This window comes from Corticimicrobacter sp. (assembly GCF_040137905.1).
In the GTDB taxonomy this organism is placed as follows: domain Bacteria; phylum Pseudomonadota; class Gammaproteobacteria; order Burkholderiales; family Burkholderiaceae_B; genus Corticimicrobacter.
This window is the reverse complement of record NZ_JBEFDG010000051.1, coordinates 16,852-34,736: the sequence shown is the minus strand read 5'-3', so window position 1 is coordinate 34,736 and position 17,885 is coordinate 16,852. Positions and strand designations below refer to the sequence as shown.

Here is a 17,885-nt window from a genome sequence, read left to right as displayed (position 1 = left end):
CGAACCGGCCACGCCGACAGCCGCCGAACTGGCCAGCAGCGTGCGGGCGCATCTGGATACCTCGCGCCAGATCCCGACGCTGGACAATACCGACAGCGACCCCAGCGCCTGAGCGCTCAGTTCACGGCCGGCAACGCCGGCCCGCAACCGGTACGCGATGCCATCCAGAGGCGGGCATCCTGCGCAATCCTATCGGCCAGGTCGGCAACCAGGCGTTGCTGTGCCTGCACCAGTTCCGCATAGCTGCCGGGAGCGGCCACCCGGAAACGTCCCTGGCACACCAGCCGGGAACCGGCCTGGTCATCAGCCTGGCCCATGCTCCAGCCGGCTTCCATCTGTGCCTCGCGGCCCGGCCAGGCATCCAGACGCCGGACCTGCACCTTGATCCGCAACAGCGGCTGCCCGCCCGGACGGGCCAGGCCGGCAATGTCCGGCACCCCCAGGCGCTGCGACAGGCCGCTCGACAGCGCAGTGCGCATCTCATCGCTCAGCGGCCCACTCCAGCGCTCGGTATCGAGCACGGCCACACCGCTGTCACCCTGGCGCACCACCATGGATTGCTGGTCCAGTTGCGCCGGCACGCCCACGGGCAGCACCTCGATCAGGAAAGGCACCGCTGCCTGCCCTGCAGGCGCAGGGCTTTCGGGTGGCAACAGCGTGTAGTAATGCACGGGCGCAGAGCTGCAGCCGGCCATGACGGCAGCGGCAGCCAGCCAACCGGCCAGGCGAAAGGATCGGATCATGGAAGCATCTCCCGGGAATGGTCGCGCCCGCTGCCGGACATTGGCGGCTGCTGCGCAGGCAGGCCGCGCAGCAGCGCATCCGGACTGCGGCCCAGCACATCGGTCAGTGTCTGTAGAGAGCGGGTGGCCCGCTGGATACCCAGCAGGGTTTCGTTGAGGTTCTGCTGCAGGGGCGCATCCTCGGACAACATGCTGCCCGTCGACCTGAGCGTGCGCTGGGCTTGCTCAAGCGTGCCGGCCACATCCGGCAGCACTTGACCATTGATCTGCGCCAACGTGCGGTCGAGATTGGCCAGCGACGCATTCAGGTTACGGCCGATATCCACGAAAGGAATGCGATCGATCTTGGCCACGATGCTGCTGATCTGTTCTTCCAGATGACCAAAGCCGCTGTCTATCGTCGGCAGCACCAGCGGATCGGCATCCGGGTTGAACGCCACAGGAACCGCGTCGGGCACGAAATTGAGCGAGATGTAGAGCTGCCCCGTCAGCAGATTGCCGGTATTGGCCTGTGCCCGCAGGCCATGCGCCACCAGCGTCGCCAGGAAGTCGGCCATCTGCGCATCGGTATCGCCTTCCAGGCGGGTCAGCTTGTTGAGGACCGGCCCGAGCCGCTGCGGATAGACCATCACGCCGACCACGGTCGGGAAACGCTTGGTCGTTTCATCGTAGTCCAGGCTCAGCGACATCACCTTGCCCAGATTGACACCGGAGAACAGTACCGGCGCACCGATGGCCAAGCCACGCAGGGATTGCTGGAAGCGCAACTCAAGATACTGCCCGGGTCCATCGGGCGGTGCCAGTGCCGTCGCCTCATCAGGGGACAACGCAAACACGCTGTGCTCTTGCGCCTGTTCGCCATTGCCCAGGGTAGGCTGATGGAACGCGATACCGCCCGCCAGGATCGAGGCCAGGGACTCGGTCTGCAGGTTCAGTCCGTTGGCACCCAGGGTCAGGTCGACACCGCTGGCATTCCAGAACCGGGTATCGGTGCGGACATACTTGTCGTAGGGAGCATCGACGAAAATCTGGACATTCACGCGCCGGCCGCTTTCATCGAGACTGTAGGCAGCGACACGGCCGACCGGGATACGGCGGTAGTAGACCGGCGAGCCGATATCCAGCGAGCCCAGATCCTGGGCATGCAGGATGAACGAGCGCCCAGGCGTGCCCGTAATGACAGTGGGCGGGTTTTCCAGCCCGACGAACTTGCGGGCGGTTTCTTCGCTCTGGCCCAGATCCACGGCGATATACGCCCCCGAGAGCAGCGTATCGATTCCCGATACCCCGCTCATGCCGATACGGGGCCTCACGACCCAGAAGCGCGTGTCTTCGCGTGTCAGCTTGAGACCGGTCTTGATCATGTTGACAGTGACCAGCACCTCCTTGCCGTCATCGCTCAACTCAATGGCAGACACGCCCCCGACCGTGACATCCTTGTATTTGACTGGCGTCTTGCCGGCTTCGAGCCCGGTCGCCGTGGCAAAGGAAATCGTGATCACCGGCCCTTTCGAGAGCCAGGTATTGACCAGCATCGACAGGCCGATCAGGGCGGCCACCACGGGCACCAGCCACACCAGCGACACTCGGCGGGTAGGGCGGCGCGTGATCGTCGGCTCCGCAGGCGTGGGCAGGCGTTCTTGCGAATCAGTCATTTTCCTCGACATCCCAGATCAGGCGTGGATCGAAACTCATGGCGGACAACATGGTGAGAATCACCACGGCACCGAAAAACAGTATGCCGATGCGCGGCTCGATGTCACTGAGCGCCTGGAATTTGACCAGCGCCGCAATCACAGCCACCACCAGCACATCAAGCATGGACCAGTAGCCGACCAGCTCGACCAGGCGATACAGCCGGGCCCTTTCCCGCATGGCCCAGCGGCTGCGCCGCTGGGTGGTCACCAACAACAATGCCATGACCAGGAACTTGGTGCAGGGCACGGCCACGCTGGCCGTGAAAATCACCAGGGCAATGCCGTACGAGCCGCTGCTCCAGAATTCGACCACACCATGCATGATGGTGCTGTCCAGATGATTACCCAGCAGACTGGTATACATCACGGGCAGCACATTGGCTGGAATGTAACAGATCATGCCGGCGATCAGAAAAGCCCAGGCCCGCATGATGCTGTTGGGCCGACGGCTGTGCAATGCCGCGCCGCAGCGCGGACAGCGTACGTGGGGATCTGACGTCGCTTCGCTGACCAGACCGCAGGCCTCGCAGCCTGTCACCCCCAGTTGACGCGCCCGCGGCAGGCACTCCAGCGGGCCGTCGTCTTGCATGCTCATGCCGCCGCCTCGTCGTGCAGGGCCCGGCGCTCGGTCATCTGCCACAGATCCTGCAGATCCCGCTTGGCAATCAGCACGATCAGTACCATCAGGACTGCCGTGGCCCAGATACCGGCACCGGGCGCAACATCCATATAACCGGACAGCTTGATGACTGCCACCATGATGCCCAGCAGGGCCACCTCCACCATGCTCCAGGGGCGCAGTGCCACCAGCATGCGCATCGCAGTGGCAAAACCGGGCGCACGCCGTCCCCGGCGGGCATGGATCAGCACCCAGCCGAGCAGGGAAATCTGCATGAACGGCACGATAATGACGGTCATCGCCGCCGGGATGGCTATCGGCGCGACCAGTCCGTAATCCAGCGCCACGGCAGCCTGCCAGAGCGTGGCATCGTTGCTCAGGCCCTGGAAGCTGATGTGGATCACCGGGTTGATATTGGCGATCACGAAGACAATGGCTGCCGCGACCGTCAGCGCCAGCCAGCGATCCAGATCCAGCCTGCTGCTGCGATACAGCACGGCAGCGCAGACCGGACAACTGGCCGCTTCACCAGATGCCAACTGGCGACGCCGGTATACGGTGTCGCAATGTTCGCACGCGATCAGGTCGGGATATGTCTTCATGAGCGGGCATTATCCGGGAAATCCGGCCTGCCCGTCCAGAAAAGCAGGGTAAACCGACGATCAGGCCGACAGCGCCTGCATCTGTGCGTAGAGATCGGCCTTGCCTTCGAAACCGATACCCGGCAGTTCCGGCAGGGTCACATAGCCATCGACCACCTTGACGCCATCGGGGAATCCGCCGAACGGCTGGAACAGATCCGGGTAGGATTCGTTGCCGCCCAGGCCCAGGCCAGCCGCGATGTTCAGCGACATCTGGTGCCCGCCGTGCGGGATGCAGCGCGATGGCGACCAGCCATGCTCATGCAGCATGTCAAGCGTGCGCAGATACTCCACGAGGCCGTAGCTGAGCGCACAATCGAATTGCAGCCAGTCACGATCGGGACGCATGCCACCATGACGGATCAGATTGCGCGCATCCTGCATCGAGAACAGGTTTTCGCCCGTGGCCATGGGGTTGCGGTAATAGTTGCGCAGCGTGGCCTGCAGCTCGAAATCGAGCGGATCGCCCGCCTCTTCGTACCAGAACAGGTCGTACTGGGACAGCGCCTTGGCATAGCTGATGGCCGTGTCAAGGTCGAAGCGGCCATTGGCATCCACACACAGCTTCTGCCCATCCTGCAAAATGCTGAGGATGGAATCGATGCGGCGCAGGTCTTCGTCCAGCGAAGCGCCGCCGATTTTCTTCTTGACCACCGTATAGCCCCGGTCGATGTAGCTGCGCATCTCGTCCTTGAGCTTGCCATGATCCTGGCCGGGGTAGTAATAGCCACCGGCTGCGTACACGAACACACGGGGATCGGGCCGGCCATTGCCGTAGCGCTCGGCCAGCAACTGGAACAGCGGCTTGCCTTCGATCTTGGCCACGGCATCCCAGATCGCCATGTCGATGGTGCCGATCGCCACCGAGCGCTCGCCGTGGCCGCCGGGCTTCTCGTTGGTGAACAGGGTATTCCAGACTTTGTGCGGATCGAGATTGCGACCGGTGTCATCGACCAGCGACTCGGGATCGGCCTCGAGCAGGCGCGGAATGAAGCGCTCGCGCATGAGCTGGCCCTGACCGTAGCGGCCATTGGAATTGAAGCCATACCCGACCACCGGCTTGCCATCGCGGATCACATCGGTAATGACCGCCACCAGGCTCAGGGTCATCTTGCTGAAATCGATATAGGCGTTGCGGATGGGGGAACTGATCGGGAGCGTCTGCTCCCTGATTTCGACGATTCTCATCATGATCTCCTCGGATGGAACCGTTATGATCGTCCTGCGCAGCGACATTGACCAATGCCGTTTTTTTTCCTTTCCATGCTTTCCAGGCACTAGCACGCGATGACATCATGAACATGACCTGGCTCGAAGATTTCCTGACCCTGGCGGCAACCGGCAACTTCTCGCGGGCGGCTGACGACAGGCATGTCACGCAGCCGGCCTTCGGGCGGCGTGTGCGGGCACTGGAGGAATGGCTGGGCGCGGAACTGTTCGACCGCAGTTCGCAGCCGGTGCAGTTGACCGAGGCCGGGCTGTGGTTTCACGACACGGCACGCAATCTGCTGGCCGAGATGCACCGCCTGCCCGGCGAGGCACGTGCCGTGGCAGAAGCGGCATCCAGCCGGCTGCGCTTTGCCGCCACGCATGCCCTGTCGCTGACCTTCGTGCCGGACTGGCTGCGCCGCTTCGACGTCTACACGCTGGCCGGCAACCTGCAGCTCGAATCCGACATGCTGCGCCGCTGCGAGACACTGCTGGCACAGCGGCGCGTACAGTTCGTGCTGTGTCATGCCCATGCGCAGGCCGGTAGCCCGATGGAACAGGCCGGCCATATCTCGATGGCGGTCGGCCACGATACGCTGCTGCCGGTCAGTGCCGCAGGCTCGGGCGATCAGACATCACGCCACAGCCTCGACGATACGACGGCTCCCCTGCTGGCCTACAGCGACGAGTCCGGCCTGGGCCACATCCTGGCTGCCGCCTGCCCTGCCGCACAGTTGCGCCTGGCAGCCCATACCGTCTTTACAGCCCACCTAGCATCGGTGCTGCGCACCATGGCACTGGATGGCCGGGGCGTGGCCTGGCTGCCATTCAGCCTGATCGCACCCGACCTGGATGCCGGCCGGCTGCAACCGGCGGGCGGCCCGCAATGGCAGGTTCCGCTGGAAATCCGCCTCTACCGCAACCCGGCTCCGCTCGGGAAAACGGCTGAAGCGCTCTGGGCTGCCGTCGGCGCACAGGCATAAATGGGTACATTCGTTCGACTCGACAAAGCGCTCTCGCCTTATTTATTCAAGGCCATTGACGCTGCCCGGCGCAGTGAACTGACGCTGACCAGAAAATACGATCTCGAAAATTTTCACATTCTTTTTGAAGATATCGTCCACCAGAACAACGGCCGGCAGTATTACACCATCAGCTTTTATGCTGCCGAGGTCACGCCGGATAACTGGATGGACGCTTCGCCTCAGTCCCACGGTGGAATCAATGTCGATATCGATCTCGACACGCTGGCGATCATTCAGGTCTACGGTGATCGCTAGCGCGTGACGCCGTCACGGCCCCTTCCAGCCGCAACAGCGCACGCGCCTGCCGCTCCTGCTCACGCCCTGCTTCCTGCAGGTTGTCGCGCACCGAACGGACATGCTCCAGTGCCGCACGCTGGGCCGCCTCGGGCCGGCGCTGCTCGATGGCCCTGAAAATCCGCAGGTGCTGGCGGTCGATCTGCGCCTTGTAGAGTGGCCGGCCATACAGATGGCTGACCGAGGCATGCACACTGCCCAGCATCAGTTCGCTGAGCGAATCCAGGGTATGCACCAGCACCGGATTGTCAGCCGCCTCACTGATGGCACGGTGAAAGGCATGATCGCGCCGCGCATGCTCTTCTGCCGGCAAGACCTGTCCGGAAGGCAACGACTGTGCCTGCTGCCACGCCTCGAAGGCGCGGCGGATCAACACCATGTCGGCCTGGGTGGCCCGCGCAGCAGCCAGCCGGGCCGCCTCGGCCTCGAGCAATGCACGAACCTCCAGCAGGTCATACAGCGTACGGGGCTGGGAAGCGAACAGGTGCATCAGCGGGGAGGACTCACGCCCTGCGCCCAGACTGGCCACAAATGAGCCCCGACCATGCTCGGTACGGATCAGCCCGCGACCACGCAGAATGCGCAGTCCCTCGCGCAGCGCCGTGCGCGAGCAGCCGAACCGTTCCATCAACTGCCGCTCGGACGGCAATGCCTGCCCCGGCCTCAGCACGCTATCGACGATCAATTTCTCGACATGCCCGACCACGCGTTCCGCCACACTGGGCGGTCTTGAATTACTGGTCATACCAGTAGAACTCCCTTGTCAGGTAAATCAACAAATCCCTTTTATTTCATCAATCAATAAAGCACCAAGGGATAACGATAACCCGAAAAACTGGTACGACCTCCAGGAACAGGGCTTGAGCTGCCTGCCCAGGCTCCCGATAATCATTGCATACCTATACCTATCTACCCTGGAAGAGACAGCCATGAACATCCTGTACGACCCGCGTCTGGATGGCGTCCTGCCGGACGTTGACCGCCCGGCCCTGATCGAGGCGTTGCGCCAGGCCGCACCGGGCCTGACGATCCTGCACGAAACAGAACAGTTGCGCCCCTACGAGTGCGACGGACTGTCTGCCTACCGCACCACGCCACTGCTGGCTGTCCTGCCCGAGCGGGTAGAGCAGGTCGCGGCCATCCTGCGCACCTGTCGAGACATGGGTGTGCCGGTCGTGGCACGCGGTGCCGGGACCGGCCTGTCGGGCGGCGCGCTACCGCTGGCCCAGGGCGTGTTGCTGGTCATGGCCCGCTTCAAGCGCATCCTCGATATCCATCCGGAAGGCCGCTATGCTCGTGTACAGCCGGGTGTGCGCAACCTGGCGATTTCACAGGCGGCAGCACCGCATGGCCTGTACTATGCGCCCGATCCTTCCTCGCAGATTGCCTGCTCGATCGGTGGCAATGTGGCCGAGAATGCCGGCGGCGTCCACTGCCTGAAATACGGCCTGACCGTTCACAACGTGCTCAAGGTCGAGATGCTGACCATCGATGCCGAGCCTGTCACGCTTGGCAGCGATGCACTGGATGCAGCAGGCTTCGATCTGCTGGCGCTGTTTACCGGCTCGGAAGGTATGCTGGGGGTGGTCACGGAAGTCACCGTACGACTGCTGCCCCGTCCCGTGGTCGCCAAGGTGCTGATGGCCAGCTTCGACGATGTCGAGAAAGCAGGCCGGGCCGTGGGTGACATCATTGCCGCCGGCATCATTCCGGGCGGACTGGAGATGATGGACCGGCTCTCGATCCACGCCGCCGAGGACTTCATCCATGCCGGCTATCCGCTCGATGCCGAAGCCATCCTGCTGTGCGAACTGGACGGTGTCGAATCCGATGTCGACGAGGACTGTACTCTGGTGCGCGATGTGCTGGCACGAGCGGGTGCCACCGACATCCGGCAGGCCCGTGACGAAGCCGAGCGGGCGCGCTTCTGGGCTGGCCGCAAGAATGCCTTCCCTGCCGTGGGCCGCATTTCTCCGGACTATTACTGCATGGATGGCACGATTCCGCGTCGGGCGCTGCCGGGCGTCTTGCAAGGCATTGCCGCACTGTCGGAAGAATACGGCCTGCGCGTGGCCAACGTCTTTCATGCCGGCGACGGCAACATGCATCCCCTGATCCTGTTCGACGCCAACCGGCCGGGCGAACTGGAACGCGCTGAAGCGCTGGGCGGCCGGATCCTTGAACTGTGCGTGGAGGTCGGCGGCAGCATCACCGGCGAGCACGGCGTGGGCCGCGAAAAAATCAACCAGATGTGCGCCCAGTTCAACAGCGAGGAAATCACCTTTTTCCATGCGGTCAAGGCGGCCTTCGACGAGGCCGGGCTGCTCAATCCCGGCAAGAACATTCCAACCCTGCACCGCTGCGCCGAATTCGGTGCGATGCACGTTCATCATGGCCAACTGCCACACCCCGAACTGGAGCGTTTCTGATGACTGCCGCACCCGATACCTCACGTCTGCCCATCGATTTCCAGACCGACCAGGACCATGACGACAGCCTCCACCTGCTTGAGCAGGTACGCACCGCCCTGCGTAACAGTACCCCGCTCGACATCCGGGGCGGCGGCAGCAAGCACTTCCTGGGACGTCCGCGCCGGGGTGTCCCCATAGACACCACCCGCCATCGCGGCATTGTTTCCTACGATCCGACCGAACTCATCATCACGGCACGCGCCGGCACCCCGCTGGCCGAGCTGGAAAGCGTACTGGCGCGTGGCGGCCAGATGCTGGCCTGTGAGGCCCCCGCCTTCGGCCCTGCAGCCACCATAGGCGGCATGGTTGCAGCCGGGCTATCAGGGCCACGCCGCCCATGGGCCGGTGCCGTGCGAGATTTCGTGCTGGGCACGCGCCTGATCAGCGGCCTGGGCACCTACCTGCGCTTTGGTGGCGAAGTCATGAAGAATGTGGCCGGCTACGATATATCGCGCCTGCTGGCAGGCAGTCATGGCTGCCTGGGGCTGATCACCGAAGTTTCTTTCAAGGTGCTGCCGCAACCGCGCTGCAGCATCAGCGTGGCGCAACCCATGCCACCCGACAAGGCACTGGCGCGGCTGCGCGAATGGGGACAGCAACCGTTGCCGATCAGCGCCGCCAGCCATGATGGCTATGCCCTGTACCTGCGCTTCGAGGGCAATGACGGCTCGGTGCGCGCCGCCTGTGACCGCATCGGCGGCGACCGTCTCGATGACGACTGGTGGCAGTCACTGCGCGAACATCGCCTGCCTTTTTTCGCGACGACAGACGACCCCCGTCCTCTGTGGCGTCTGTCCGTGCCATCCTGGCAGCCGCCACTGGATCTGCCGGGAGATCAGTGGGTGGACTGGGGCGGTGCCCAGCGCTGGCTACGCAGCGAAGCACCGCCACATGACATCCAGCACCTGGCCCAGACGGCCGGCGGCCATGCCACCTGTTTCACGGCCGGCCAGGCCGACAGCCCTTTCCAGCCCCTGCCGCCGGCCCTGATGCACCTGCACCGCAACCTGAAAGCCAGGCTCGATCCGCACGGCATTTTCAATCCCGGGCGGATGTACGCCGAATTCTGAGAGCCGATCATGCAAACCAATCTGAGCGCTGCCGCCCAAGCCCTGCCCCATGCGCAAGAAGCCGAGCGCATCCTGCGCAGTTGCGTGCACTGCGGCTTCTGCAATGCCACCTGCCCGACCTACCAGGAGCTGGGCGATGAACTCGATGGCCCGCGCGGGCGCATTTACCTGATCAAGCAATTCCTCGAACACGACACGGCGGGCCCCACCACCCGTGCGCATCTCGACCGCTGCCTGAGCTGCCGCAACTGCGAAACCACCTGTCCCTCGGGCGTGGAATACCATGCCCTGCTGGACATTGGCCGGGCCGCACTGGAGGCTCATGCGCCACGCCCCTGGCGCGAGCGCCTGCTGCGTACCGGATTGCGTGCCGCCCTGCCTCGCCCCGCGCTCTTCGCCTTGCTGCTGCGAGCCGGACAGGGCCTGCGCGCGTTGCTGCCACAGGTACTGTCCAGCAAGATCCCGACGCGCATCACAAAGCCAGGACGACGCCCTGCCCCGCGCCATGCACGCCGCATGCTGATGCTGGAGGGCTGCGTACAGCCGTCCCTGTCGCCCAACACCAATGCCGCCGCCGCACGTGTGCTCGACCGGCTCGGCATCAGTATCGTGCCGGTCACCGAGGCAGGCTGCTGCGGTGCCATCGACTATCACATGAATGCCCAGGAAACGGGCCTGGCGCGTGCCCGCCGCAACATCGACCTCTGGTGGCCGTTGCTGCAACAGGGTGCCGACACGCTCATCCAGACGGCCAGCGGCTGCGGTGCCTTCGTCAAGGAATACGGCAGGATGCTGAGCGACGATCCCGATTACGCAGACAAAGCCCGGCACATCAGCGCCAGCACCAAAGACCTGTTCGAGGTGCTGGCCGAAGCCGACCTGGAGGCCATCCAGATCCAGGCTGAACGACGCATTGCCTTTCACTGCCCCTGTACCCTGCAGCATGCCCAGAAGCTCGGCCCCCTGGCCGATCAGGTACTGACCCGTCTGGGATTCAATCTGACCGCCGTGCCGGACGCACACCTGTGCTGCGGGTCTTCAGGCACCTACTCGATTACCGAGCCGGTGCTGTCGAAAAAATTGCGCGACAACAAGCTGGACGCCCTGGAAAGCGGCCATCCCGACCTGATCGTGACCGCCAATATCGGCTGCCAGACCCATCTGGATGGTGCCGGCCGCACCCCCGTGCGGCACTGGATCGAGCTGGTCGATGCCGCACTGGCCTCGCAAAAGGCATAACAGGCCAGCGCCAGCCTCGCAGCAGACCTGAATGTGACCAGAGAGCCTGTCAGGCCTGCAATGAGGCCATGTCGATCACGAAGCGGTAGCGCACATCGGACCGCTCCATGCGCTCGAATGCTTCGTTGATCTCGTCCATGCGGATCATCTCGCACTCCGGCAGGATATTCTTCTCGGCGCAAAAATCCAGCATCTCCTGCGTCTCGCGGATGCCGCCGATCAGCGAACCGGCCACTCGCCGGCGACCCAGCACCAGCGGCACCGTGCTCGGCTCATCAAGCGGGCCGATCTGCCCCACCAGAGTCAGGGTGCCGTCGATATCGAGCAACGGCAGGTAGGGATTCAGATCGTGCTTGACCGGCACGGTATCGATGATCAGGTCGAACGAGGATTGTGCCGCCGCCATGGCCTTTTCATCCGATGACACCAGGAAGGCATGCGCCCCCAGCGCCTTCGCATCGGCCGCCTTGGCATCGGTACGACCCAATACGGTCACCTGCGCGCCCATGCCCACCGCCAGCTTGACGGCCATGTGGCCCAGCCCGCCCAGCCCGACCACCGCCACGCGGCTGCCCGGCCCGACGTTCCAGGTACGCAGCGGAGAATAGGTCGTGATGCCGGCGCACAGCAGCGGTGCCACACGCGACAGGTCCAGGCCATCGGGCACCGACAGCACAAACTCTTCGCGCACCACCAGATGCTTGGAATAGCCGCCCTGGGTCGCCTCGCCGGTGACCCGATCCGGGCTGGAGTAGGTGCCGGTCATGCCTTCGCGGCAGTACTGCTCCTCGCCATGCTCGCACTGATCGCATTCCCGGCAGGAGTCCACCATGCAGCCCACGGCGACTTTATCGCCCACCTTGTAGCGCTTGACGGCAGAACCCACTGCCGTGACACGCCCCACGATCTCGTGGCCGGGCACGACCGGATACAGGGTCCAGCCCCAGTCATTGCGGGCCGTGTGCAGGTCGGAGTGACAGACGCCGCAATACTGCACCTCAAGCGCCACATCATGGGCACGCAGTTCGCGGCGTTCGAATACATGGGGAGCCAGGGCGGAGTCGGGGCCCTGCGCGGCATAACCGATGGTTTGCATGATGATCCTTGTAAAAAGTAAACGGGCGGATGTGCCCATATAGTACACATCCGCCCGCTCTGAAAAACAGCCCGGTATCTTATATGAACTGTCCCAAAATGTCGGATTCAACGTTCAACTTCGGGAACAGATCAATCGACCGGGCTTATCATCCGTTCGTTAATCAGAAATGAGCATCGATATCCACCACGTCGATCAGCTTGTGGTTGACGAACTCCTTGAGGCCCAGGCCCAGCAACTCGCGACCATAGCCGGAGCGGCGGATGCCGCCGAACGGCAGGTCGGCCTCGACCTTGGTCGGGTGGTTGATGAACACCATCCCGGTCGACACGCGCTGTGCCACCTTCTTGCCGTTTTCGATATCGGTGGTGAAGACCGAACCACCCAGGCCAAACGGCGAATCATTGGCGATGCGCACGGCATCATCTTCGTCCTTGGCGCGGAACAGCATCGACACAGGGCCGAAGAATTCCCAGTAGCGGGCAGGATTGTCTTCGGCCAGGTCGGTCAGGATGGTCGGCTGCACGAAAGCACCCTGCGCCGGCACGGCCGGGCCGACGGCCTCGGCCTTGGCACCCAGCTTGATGGCTTCCTCGATTTTTTCACGCACTTCGTCGGCAGCACTCTGCGAGGACAGCGGTGCCAGCGTGGTGGCGGCATCAAACGGGTCGCCCGCCACCAGGCCTGCCACACCAGCACGGTAGCGCTCGAGGAAGGCATCGTAGAGTTCATCGACGATGATCATGCGCTTGGACGAGCAGCACACCTGGCCACCGTTCCAGTGGCGACCGAACACGGCCCATTTGACGGCCTTGTCCAGATCGGCATCGGCCAGCACGATGAAGGCATCGGCACCGCCCAGTTCCATGGTCGATTTCTTGAGCGCCTTGCCAGCCTGCGCTGCCACGATGGCACCCGCGCCTTCGGAGCCGGTCAGGGCCACACCATGCACGCGCGGATCATTGATGATGCGCTCGATATGGCTGCGCGTGGCATACAGGTTGATGAAGGCCCCTTCCGGCAGGCCGGCCTCACGCATCAGGCCCTCGAAGGCAGCAGCGCTCTGCGGCACGTTGGAGGCGTGCTTGAGCAGCAGCGTATTGCCGGCAGACAGTTGCGGGGCCAGGATGCGGGCGATCTGGTAATAGGGGAAATTCCAGGGTTCGATGGCGAGGATGACGCCCAGCGGCTCATGCACCAGCACGGCTTCGCCTTCTTCCGGATCCAGCACCGGCAGTTTTTCGGGCTCGAGCAGTTTCTCGGCGTTGCGGACGTAATATTCGAGAATCTTGGCCGACAGTTCAACCTCGCCCTGTGCCTCGGTATACAGCTTGCCCATTTCCATGGTCAGCAGCTTGGCATAGTGCTTGGCATCGCGGCGCAGCAGGTCGGCTGCCCGCTGCAGGATGCGCCCACGCTCGGCGAACGATGTCTCACGCCACGCCAGAAAAGCCTTGTGTGCCTGGTCAATGGCACCATCGACCGATGCATCGGTTGCATCGGGGAACGTCTTGATGGTTTCGCCAGTGTAGGGATTGATGCTTGCGTAAGTCATGTTGCAGTCCTTTATATGAGTTGCAAGACTACTTTAATCCTCCAAACACGTCTGCGACATGACGAAGGTCAGCAGTCCCCCTCCCTTTTGAAACAAAAAGAAACCAGATTTTCCACGATCCAGCAGCATCACTCACCAACCGGCATCGACCGCAAGACCAAGCGTGTGATCTCCGAAGGCCGTCCCAGCCGGATCGGAAAACCATTCCACAGGCCTGCACCGTTGCTCACATAAAGTTGCATCGCCCCGACCCGGTACAGACCCGACACATAGCCCTCGTTGGCCAGTTGCGTGGCCAGATGCAGGCCCAGCACCTGCCCGCCATGGGTATGTCCCGACAGTTGCAGATCCGCGCCGGCCTGCGCGTAGGCATCCGCCCCGACAGGCCGGTGACTCATCAGGATCACGGCATCTGTCTCGGGGACACCGGCCAGCGCCGCCCCGATATCAGGTTCTGGCAATCCGAACTGGGCCGCAACCGGATCAGTCACTCCCGCCACCACCAGTGTGCTGTCGCCCACCGGCAGCACGACATGCGCATTGGGTAGCATGCGCAATCCGAGCCGTTCAAATGCTGCCATCCAGCCCTGGTACTCGGCGTAGTACTCATGATTGCCCGGAATGGCGAAGACACCGTGGCGCGCCTGCAGCTGCGCCAACGGGCGCACGTCGTCGGCACGTGCCTCGGGCGTGCCATCAACCAGATCCCCGGTCACCAGCGTCAGGTCGGGAGACAGCGCATTGGTCCGCGCCACCACAGCCTCCATCCAGGGCCGCTGCAGCAGGCGACTGGCGTGCAGGTCAGTCAGTTGCACGACCGTAAACCCGTCCAGCGCGGTCGGCAGCCCAGGCAATTCGATTTCCACCGTGCGCACCTCCGGCACACGCACGGCCTGCCAGACACCGACGCCGGCCAGTACGGCCGAAGTCACCGCCAGCACCAGCCGCAGCCCCCCGCTACCGAACAGCGTGTCTGACACCCGCCGGGAAAGTGGCCTTGTCACCCAGCCCAGCACATCCCTCAGCAACAGCAGTGCAGCCAGCAGGATCAGCGTGCCGAATGCCCAGCCCAGCACCAACAAGACCGTAGCCGGCACTTCGGGAGACGACATGGTGCCGAAAAATGTCCGGGTCACCAGGTGATGCTCGGCCACCAGCAACAGCACGCCAGCAAGAACAACCTTGCCTGGTCGCTGCCAGGGCAAGGGCAAGACAAAACGCCAGATGACATACAGGGCAATCAAACCACTGACAACATGAAACATGGCATCAACCCTGCGTATGTGTATCTGCGTCCAGCGCCTCACCGATCGCATAGAAACGGCCACCGGCAATGTAGTGCAGGCTGCGCAATGCCGGATCGGCACGCTCGAAGTGCCAGTGCCCGTCGCGGAACACCCGCGTATCCGCCCAGGCTCCTACGACTTCGGCAATGAACAGATCGTAGGTCTGCTGGTTGTGCGGCTCGGGAATCAGCCGGCAAGCCAGCCAGGCCGAACACCCCGCCACGAACGGCAACGCCTGCCCATCGATCCCGAACAGTTCGACACCGCTGCGCACCAGCTTGTCCGGTGCCGTGTGCAGGCTGCGATGACCGACCTGGTAAGTCAGTTCCAGTTGTGCCACCGTCGGCACCTGGATCACGAAGCAACCACTTTGCTCGACCAGATCCCGCGTCCTGGCGATCTTGTCGAGCACGATCGTGAGCTTGGGCGGATCAAAATCAAGCGCGCAGGCCCAGGACGCCGCCATGACATCATCCACCCCGTCATGGCGTGCGGAAACCAGGATGGTCGGCCCATGGTTGAGCAGGCGAAACGCCTTGTCCAAGGGCACTGCTGCAATATGTTCATGCATCGTCGTCTATCTCTTTCTCTGTCTTGGTATCGTCTACTGGCATCGGCCCTGATCAGCGGGTGGCGCTGCCCTGCCGGGGATGGTCGCGGTAGAACAGTGTCCACTCCTCGATTTCCGTCCCGTCGGGCAGGTGGCATACACCGTACTCGCCACCATCCTCGCCCTTGAGGATCTCGATCTTGCCGCCCTGCTCGATGCAATAGACCGACGCAGGATTGGCCATGCCGATCATAGGTGGCGCTTCCCGTTGCGGCGGCTCGACTGCGCAGGCCGACAGGCCTGCCGCCATGGAGACGGCCAGCAGGCCCAGGGATCGGGAATGGCGGGATGTACGAGGGTTCATGAGTCGACTCCTTTTGATCCGGATATCCAGGATGGAAATACGATCATAGCTGGAATGGAATTACACTGTTCATAAACACAGCCTTTCATGCAATTCCATTCCTGTCATCTGATTCCCATTGTGATCACCCTGCGCCCATGACAACCCTGGACCTGTTTCGCGATGCCGCTCCCGGCGAATTCGAGCGTATCGGCCCCGGTGCCTGCATCCTGCGTGGTTTTGCACTCGCGGGCGAAGACGGGTTGCTGTCGGCACTGGCCTCTATCGAGGCTGAAGCGCCTTTCCGCCGCATCAACACGCCGGGTGGCCGCCCTATGTCGGTCATGCTCACCAGTTGTGGCCCCCTAGGCTGGACATCGGATCGATATGGCTATCGCTACAGCTGCGTCCATCCCGATACCCGCCGTCCCTGGCCCGCCATGCCACCCGCGCTGCGGCAACTGGCCTGCAATGCGGCCGACGCCGCCGGTTTTCCCGGCTTCGAGCCGGATGCCTGCCTCATCAACCGCTACCTGCCGGGTGCCCGGATGTCGCTGCACCAGGACAGGGATGAGCGCGACCTGCGGGCCCCGATTGTCTCCGTGTCGCTGGGCATGAGCGCCACCTTCCTGTTCGGTGGCCTGCAACGCGCCGAGCGTACCGCCCATGTGCCGCTGCATCATGGCGACGTGGCCGTGTGGGGCGGCCCCGACCGACTGCGCTACCATGGCATCATGCCGCTGCCGCACCATCCCCATCCGGTACTGGGCGCGCAGCGCATCAACCTGACATTCCGCAAGGCAAGCTGAGGCCATGACTGCCACTACATTCCTGCTGCAACGCCAGCCCTCGCCGCTTGGCGAGATGCTGATCGTCACCGACGAACAGGACCGACTGCGGGCGCTGGACTGGTTCGACCACGAAGACAGCCTGCGCCAATTGCTGCGCCGCCAGAATCCCCGCCTAGACCTGACATTGCGCGACAGCACGCAGGACAGTACCGCCACCCTGGCCCTGAGGGCCTATTTCGAGGGGCGTCTCGATGCCATCGACCATCTGGATATTGCCACCGGCGGCACCGACTTCCAGCGCCAGGTCTGGACCATATTGCGGACCATTCCGTGCGGCACCACGATCAGCTACCGTACCCTGGCCGAGCGCATCGGCCGTCCCAAGGCTGTCCGCGCCGTCGGGCTGGCCAACGGTGCCAATCCGATCAGCATCGTCGTGCCCTGCCACCGGGTTATCGGTGCGAATCACACACTGACAGGTTATGGTGGCGGCCTGCCACGCAAGGCCTGGCTACTGGCGCATGAGGGCGCACAGGCGGCGGGAGGACAAGCATCTCTTTGGGACACACCATGACTTTTTCCGACACCCTGCCAGGCCACACCGAGCCGACCGATCTGACACGTTATTTCGAAGAGGTCGAGCACGCCAGCCTGCACCTGCCGCAAGATCACTCGCAGCAGTTACTAACCTGGGCAGAAGCACAGCACCTGTCGCAGCAGATGCATTTTCATCCGCTCATGCGACAGCTCGGCGGCCTTATCCTGGACGATGTCCAGACCAGCAATCACCACCTGTATGTCTCGACCGGACCGCTGCGCGGCGCAATCTGCTGGCTCTCCCATGATGGCGCAAGCCGCATCGTATATGCATCACTGTCCGACTTTCTGTCGGCCGCCATCGCGGCCAGAGCAGAACACCAGATTCTGGAAGACCGGCACCCTGAGTTATCGCCCATTGCCGAAGACCAGCATGCGCTGGGCCACTGGATCCTGACGATGCTGGAGGAAGCCGATGCCGATGTGCGGGTGCCGGCGCTGATCCCCTCGCTTGATCTGACCGATCTTGCCTTGCTGCACCAACTGGCCAGCCACGAAGATTTTTATATTGCAGAAGCGATAGCGCTGGAAATCTGCAGACGGCCGCACAAGGCACTGGCCGAGGTTGCGCAGACTTGCGCACAGCATCCGCATCCGCAGGCCGCCAAGGCGGGAGGACGGGCGCGTGGCATGATCAGGGGGTTGAGGGAGTGAAGGCG

General features: G+C 63.3%; 19 protein-coding genes. 8 read left to right on the top strand and 11 right to left on the bottom strand.

Features of this window, described 5'->3' with window-relative positions; all coding sequences use genetic code 11:
- Nucleotides 1–116: 116 nt before the first annotated feature.
- From ABN482_RS08865 to ABN482_RS08845, 5 genes are read right to left on the bottom strand one after another with little or no spacing between them, the layout of a single operon-like run.
- Nucleotides 117–743 carry a PqiC family protein gene (locus tag ABN482_RS08865; protein ID WP_349503644.1) on the bottom strand — a complete coding sequence of 209 codons (627 nt, stop codon included), beginning with the start codon at nt 741–743 and terminating at the stop codon, nt 117–119.
- Entirely contained in the window at nt 740–2,398 is a 1,659-nt protein-coding gene (locus ABN482_RS08860) for a PqiB family protein (RefSeq protein WP_349503643.1), read from the bottom strand. The genes ABN482_RS08865 and ABN482_RS08860 overlap by 4 nt, the downstream gene beginning before the upstream one ends.
- On the bottom strand, nt 2,391–3,029 hold the full coding sequence (locus ABN482_RS08855) for a paraquat-inducible protein A (RefSeq protein WP_349503646.1): 639 nt from the start codon (nt 3,027–3,029) through the stop codon (nt 2,391–2,393). The genes ABN482_RS08860 and ABN482_RS08855 overlap by 8 nt, the downstream gene beginning before the upstream one ends.
- A 2-nt stretch (nt 3,030–3,031) precedes the next feature.
- Nucleotides 3,032–3,661, bottom strand: a complete 630-nt coding sequence (locus ABN482_RS08850) for a paraquat-inducible protein A (protein WP_349503642.1) — start codon at nt 3,659–3,661, stop codon at nt 3,032–3,034.
- Between the two features lie 60 nt (nt 3,662–3,721).
- Nucleotides 3,722–4,888 carry a mandelate racemase/muconate lactonizing enzyme family protein gene (locus ABN482_RS08845; protein ID WP_109060937.1) on the bottom strand — a complete coding sequence of 389 codons (1,167 nt, stop codon included), beginning with the start codon at nt 4,886–4,888 and terminating at the stop codon, nt 3,722–3,724.
- 113 nt (nt 4,889–5,001) lie between these two features.
- Between ABN482_RS08845 and ABN482_RS08840 the strand changes: the two genes are divergently transcribed.
- A complete protein-coding gene (locus ABN482_RS08840; RefSeq protein ID WP_349503641.1) occupies nt 5,002–5,892 on the top strand; it encodes a LysR family transcriptional regulator in 891 nt (296 codons plus the stop codon).
- A complete protein-coding gene (locus ABN482_RS08835; protein WP_349503640.1) occupies nt 5,893–6,189 on the top strand; it encodes a hypothetical protein in 297 nt (98 codons plus the stop codon).
- Here the strand turns inward: ABN482_RS08835 and glcC are convergent.
- Nucleotides 6,164–6,973, bottom strand: coding sequence for a transcriptional regulator GlcC (gene glcC, locus ABN482_RS08830; RefSeq protein ID WP_349503639.1), 810 nt, complete (start codon nt 6,971–6,973; stop codon nt 6,164–6,166). The genes ABN482_RS08835 and glcC overlap by 26 nt on opposite strands.
- Before the next feature lie 184 nt (nt 6,974–7,157).
- On the opposite strand from glcC, the gene glcD reads away from it, so the two are divergent.
- The 3 genes from glcD to glcF are packed head-to-tail and all read left to right on the top strand — an operon-like array spanning nt 7,158 to nt 11,008.
- Nucleotides 7,158–8,657 (top strand): glycolate oxidase subunit GlcD, encoded by a 1,500-nt coding sequence (gene glcD, locus ABN482_RS08825; RefSeq protein WP_349503638.1) that lies wholly within the window; start codon nt 7,158–7,160, stop codon nt 8,655–8,657.
- On the top strand, nt 8,657–9,769 hold the full coding sequence (gene glcE / locus ABN482_RS08820) for a glycolate oxidase subunit GlcE (protein ID WP_349503637.1): 1,113 nt from the start codon (nt 8,657–8,659) through the stop codon (nt 9,767–9,769). The genes glcD and glcE overlap by 1 nt, the downstream gene beginning before the upstream one ends.
- Nucleotides 9,770–9,778: 9 nt before the next feature.
- On the top strand, nt 9,779–11,008 hold the full coding sequence (gene glcF, locus ABN482_RS08815; protein WP_349503636.1) for a glycolate oxidase subunit GlcF: 1,230 nt from the start codon (nt 9,779–9,781) through the stop codon (nt 11,006–11,008).
- A gap of 49 nt (nt 11,009–11,057) precedes the next feature.
- On the opposite strand, the gene ABN482_RS08810 is transcribed toward glcF, so the two are convergent.
- The 5 genes from ABN482_RS08810 to ABN482_RS08790 form a co-directional block, all read right to left on the bottom strand.
- Complete coding sequence (locus ABN482_RS08810) at nt 11,058–12,107, bottom strand: NAD(P)-dependent alcohol dehydrogenase (RefSeq protein ID WP_502877270.1); 1,050 nt, start codon at nt 12,105–12,107, stop codon at nt 11,058–11,060.
- A 160-nt stretch (nt 12,108–12,267) separates the two neighbouring features.
- Complete coding sequence (locus tag ABN482_RS08805) at nt 12,268–13,659, bottom strand: NAD-dependent succinate-semialdehyde dehydrogenase (protein WP_349503634.1); 1,392 nt, start codon at nt 13,657–13,659, stop codon at nt 12,268–12,270.
- 128 nt (nt 13,660–13,787) lie between these two features.
- Complete coding sequence (locus ABN482_RS08800; protein ID WP_349503633.1) at nt 13,788–14,924, bottom strand: metallophosphoesterase; 1,137 nt, start codon at nt 14,922–14,924, stop codon at nt 13,788–13,790.
- A 4-nt stretch (nt 14,925–14,928) separates the two neighbouring features.
- Complete coding sequence (locus ABN482_RS08795) at nt 14,929–15,516, bottom strand: flavin reductase family protein (RefSeq protein ID WP_349503632.1); 588 nt, start codon at nt 15,514–15,516, stop codon at nt 14,929–14,931.
- A 52-nt stretch (nt 15,517–15,568) separates the two neighbouring features.
- The gene (locus ABN482_RS08790; protein ID WP_349503631.1) at nt 15,569–15,859 is read right to left on the bottom strand and encodes a putative hemolysin; all 291 of its coding nucleotides are present in this window, start codon (nt 15,857–15,859) and stop codon (nt 15,569–15,571) included.
- 137 nt (nt 15,860–15,996) lie between these two features.
- On the opposite strand from ABN482_RS08790, the gene alkB reads away from it, so the two are divergent.
- The 3 genes from alkB to ABN482_RS08775 are packed head-to-tail and all read left to right on the top strand — an operon-like array spanning nt 15,997 to nt 17,880.
- Nucleotides 15,997–16,647 carry a DNA oxidative demethylase AlkB gene (alkB, locus tag ABN482_RS08785; protein ID WP_349503630.1) on the top strand — a complete coding sequence of 217 codons (651 nt, stop codon included), beginning with the start codon at nt 15,997–15,999 and terminating at the stop codon, nt 16,645–16,647.
- Between the two features lie 4 nt (nt 16,648–16,651).
- Nucleotides 16,652–17,203, top strand: coding sequence for a methylated-DNA--[protein]-cysteine S-methyltransferase (locus tag ABN482_RS08780; protein ID WP_349503629.1), 552 nt, complete (start codon nt 16,652–16,654; stop codon nt 17,201–17,203).
- Entirely contained in the window at nt 17,200–17,880 is a 681-nt protein-coding gene (locus tag ABN482_RS08775; protein WP_349503628.1) for a hypothetical protein, read from the top strand. Before ABN482_RS08780 ends, ABN482_RS08775 begins: the two co-directional genes overlap by 4 nt.
- Nucleotides 17,881–17,885 lie beyond the last annotated feature (5 nt).

Bases quoted from the DNA above. Each gene is read 5' to 3' on its own strand.
- glcC (WP_349503639.1), bottom strand. From the start codon at position 6,973: ATGACCAGTAATTCAAGACCGCCCAGTGTGGCGGAACGCGTGGTCGGG.
- ABN482_RS08840 (WP_349503641.1), top strand. From the start codon at position 5,002: ATGACCTGGCTCGAAGATTTCCTGACCCTGGCGGCAACCGGCAACTTC.
- glcF (WP_349503636.1), top strand. From the start codon at position 9,779: ATGCAAACCAATCTGAGCGCTGCCGCCCAAGCCCTGCCCCATGCGCAA.
- ABN482_RS08805 (WP_349503634.1), bottom strand. From the start codon at position 13,659: ATGACTTACGCAAGCATCAATCCCTACACTGGCGAAACCATCAAGACG.
- alkB (WP_349503630.1), top strand. From the start codon at position 15,997: ATGACAACCCTGGACCTGTTTCGCGATGCCGCTCCCGGCGAATTCGAG.
- ABN482_RS08865 (WP_349503644.1), bottom strand. From the start codon at position 743: ATGATCCGATCCTTTCGCCTGGCCGGTTGGCTGGCTGCCGCTGCCGTC.
- ABN482_RS08850 (WP_349503642.1), bottom strand. From the start codon at position 3,661: ATGAAGACATATCCCGACCTGATCGCGTGCGAACATTGCGACACCGTA.
- ABN482_RS08860 (WP_349503643.1), bottom strand. From the start codon at position 2,398: ATGACTGATTCGCAAGAACGCCTGCCCACGCCTGCGGAGCCGACGATC.
- glcE (WP_349503637.1), top strand. From the start codon at position 8,657: ATGACTGCCGCACCCGATACCTCACGTCTGCCCATCGATTTCCAGACC.
- ABN482_RS08835 (WP_349503640.1), top strand. From the start codon at position 5,893: ATGGGTACATTCGTTCGACTCGACAAAGCGCTCTCGCCTTATTTATTC.
- ABN482_RS08845 (WP_109060937.1), bottom strand. From the start codon at position 4,888: ATGAGAATCGTCGAAATCAGGGAGCAGACGCTCCCGATCAGTTCCCCC.
- ABN482_RS08780 (WP_349503629.1), top strand. From the start codon at position 16,652: ATGACTGCCACTACATTCCTGCTGCAACGCCAGCCCTCGCCGCTTGGC.
- ABN482_RS08790 (WP_349503631.1), bottom strand. From the start codon at position 15,859: ATGAACCCTCGTACATCCCGCCATTCCCGATCCCTGGGCCTGCTGGCC.
- ABN482_RS08795 (WP_349503632.1), bottom strand. From the start codon at position 15,516: ATGCATGAACATATTGCAGCAGTGCCCTTGGACAAGGCGTTTCGCCTG.
- ABN482_RS08855 (WP_349503646.1), bottom strand. From the start codon at position 3,029: ATGCAAGACGACGGCCCGCTGGAGTGCCTGCCGCGGGCGCGTCAACTG.
- ABN482_RS08775 (WP_349503628.1), top strand. From the start codon at position 17,200: ATGACTTTTTCCGACACCCTGCCAGGCCACACCGAGCCGACCGATCTG.
- ABN482_RS08800 (WP_349503633.1), bottom strand. From the start codon at position 14,924: ATGTTTCATGTTGTCAGTGGTTTGATTGCCCTGTATGTCATCTGGCGT.
- glcD (WP_349503638.1), top strand. From the start codon at position 7,158: ATGAACATCCTGTACGACCCGCGTCTGGATGGCGTCCTGCCGGACGTT.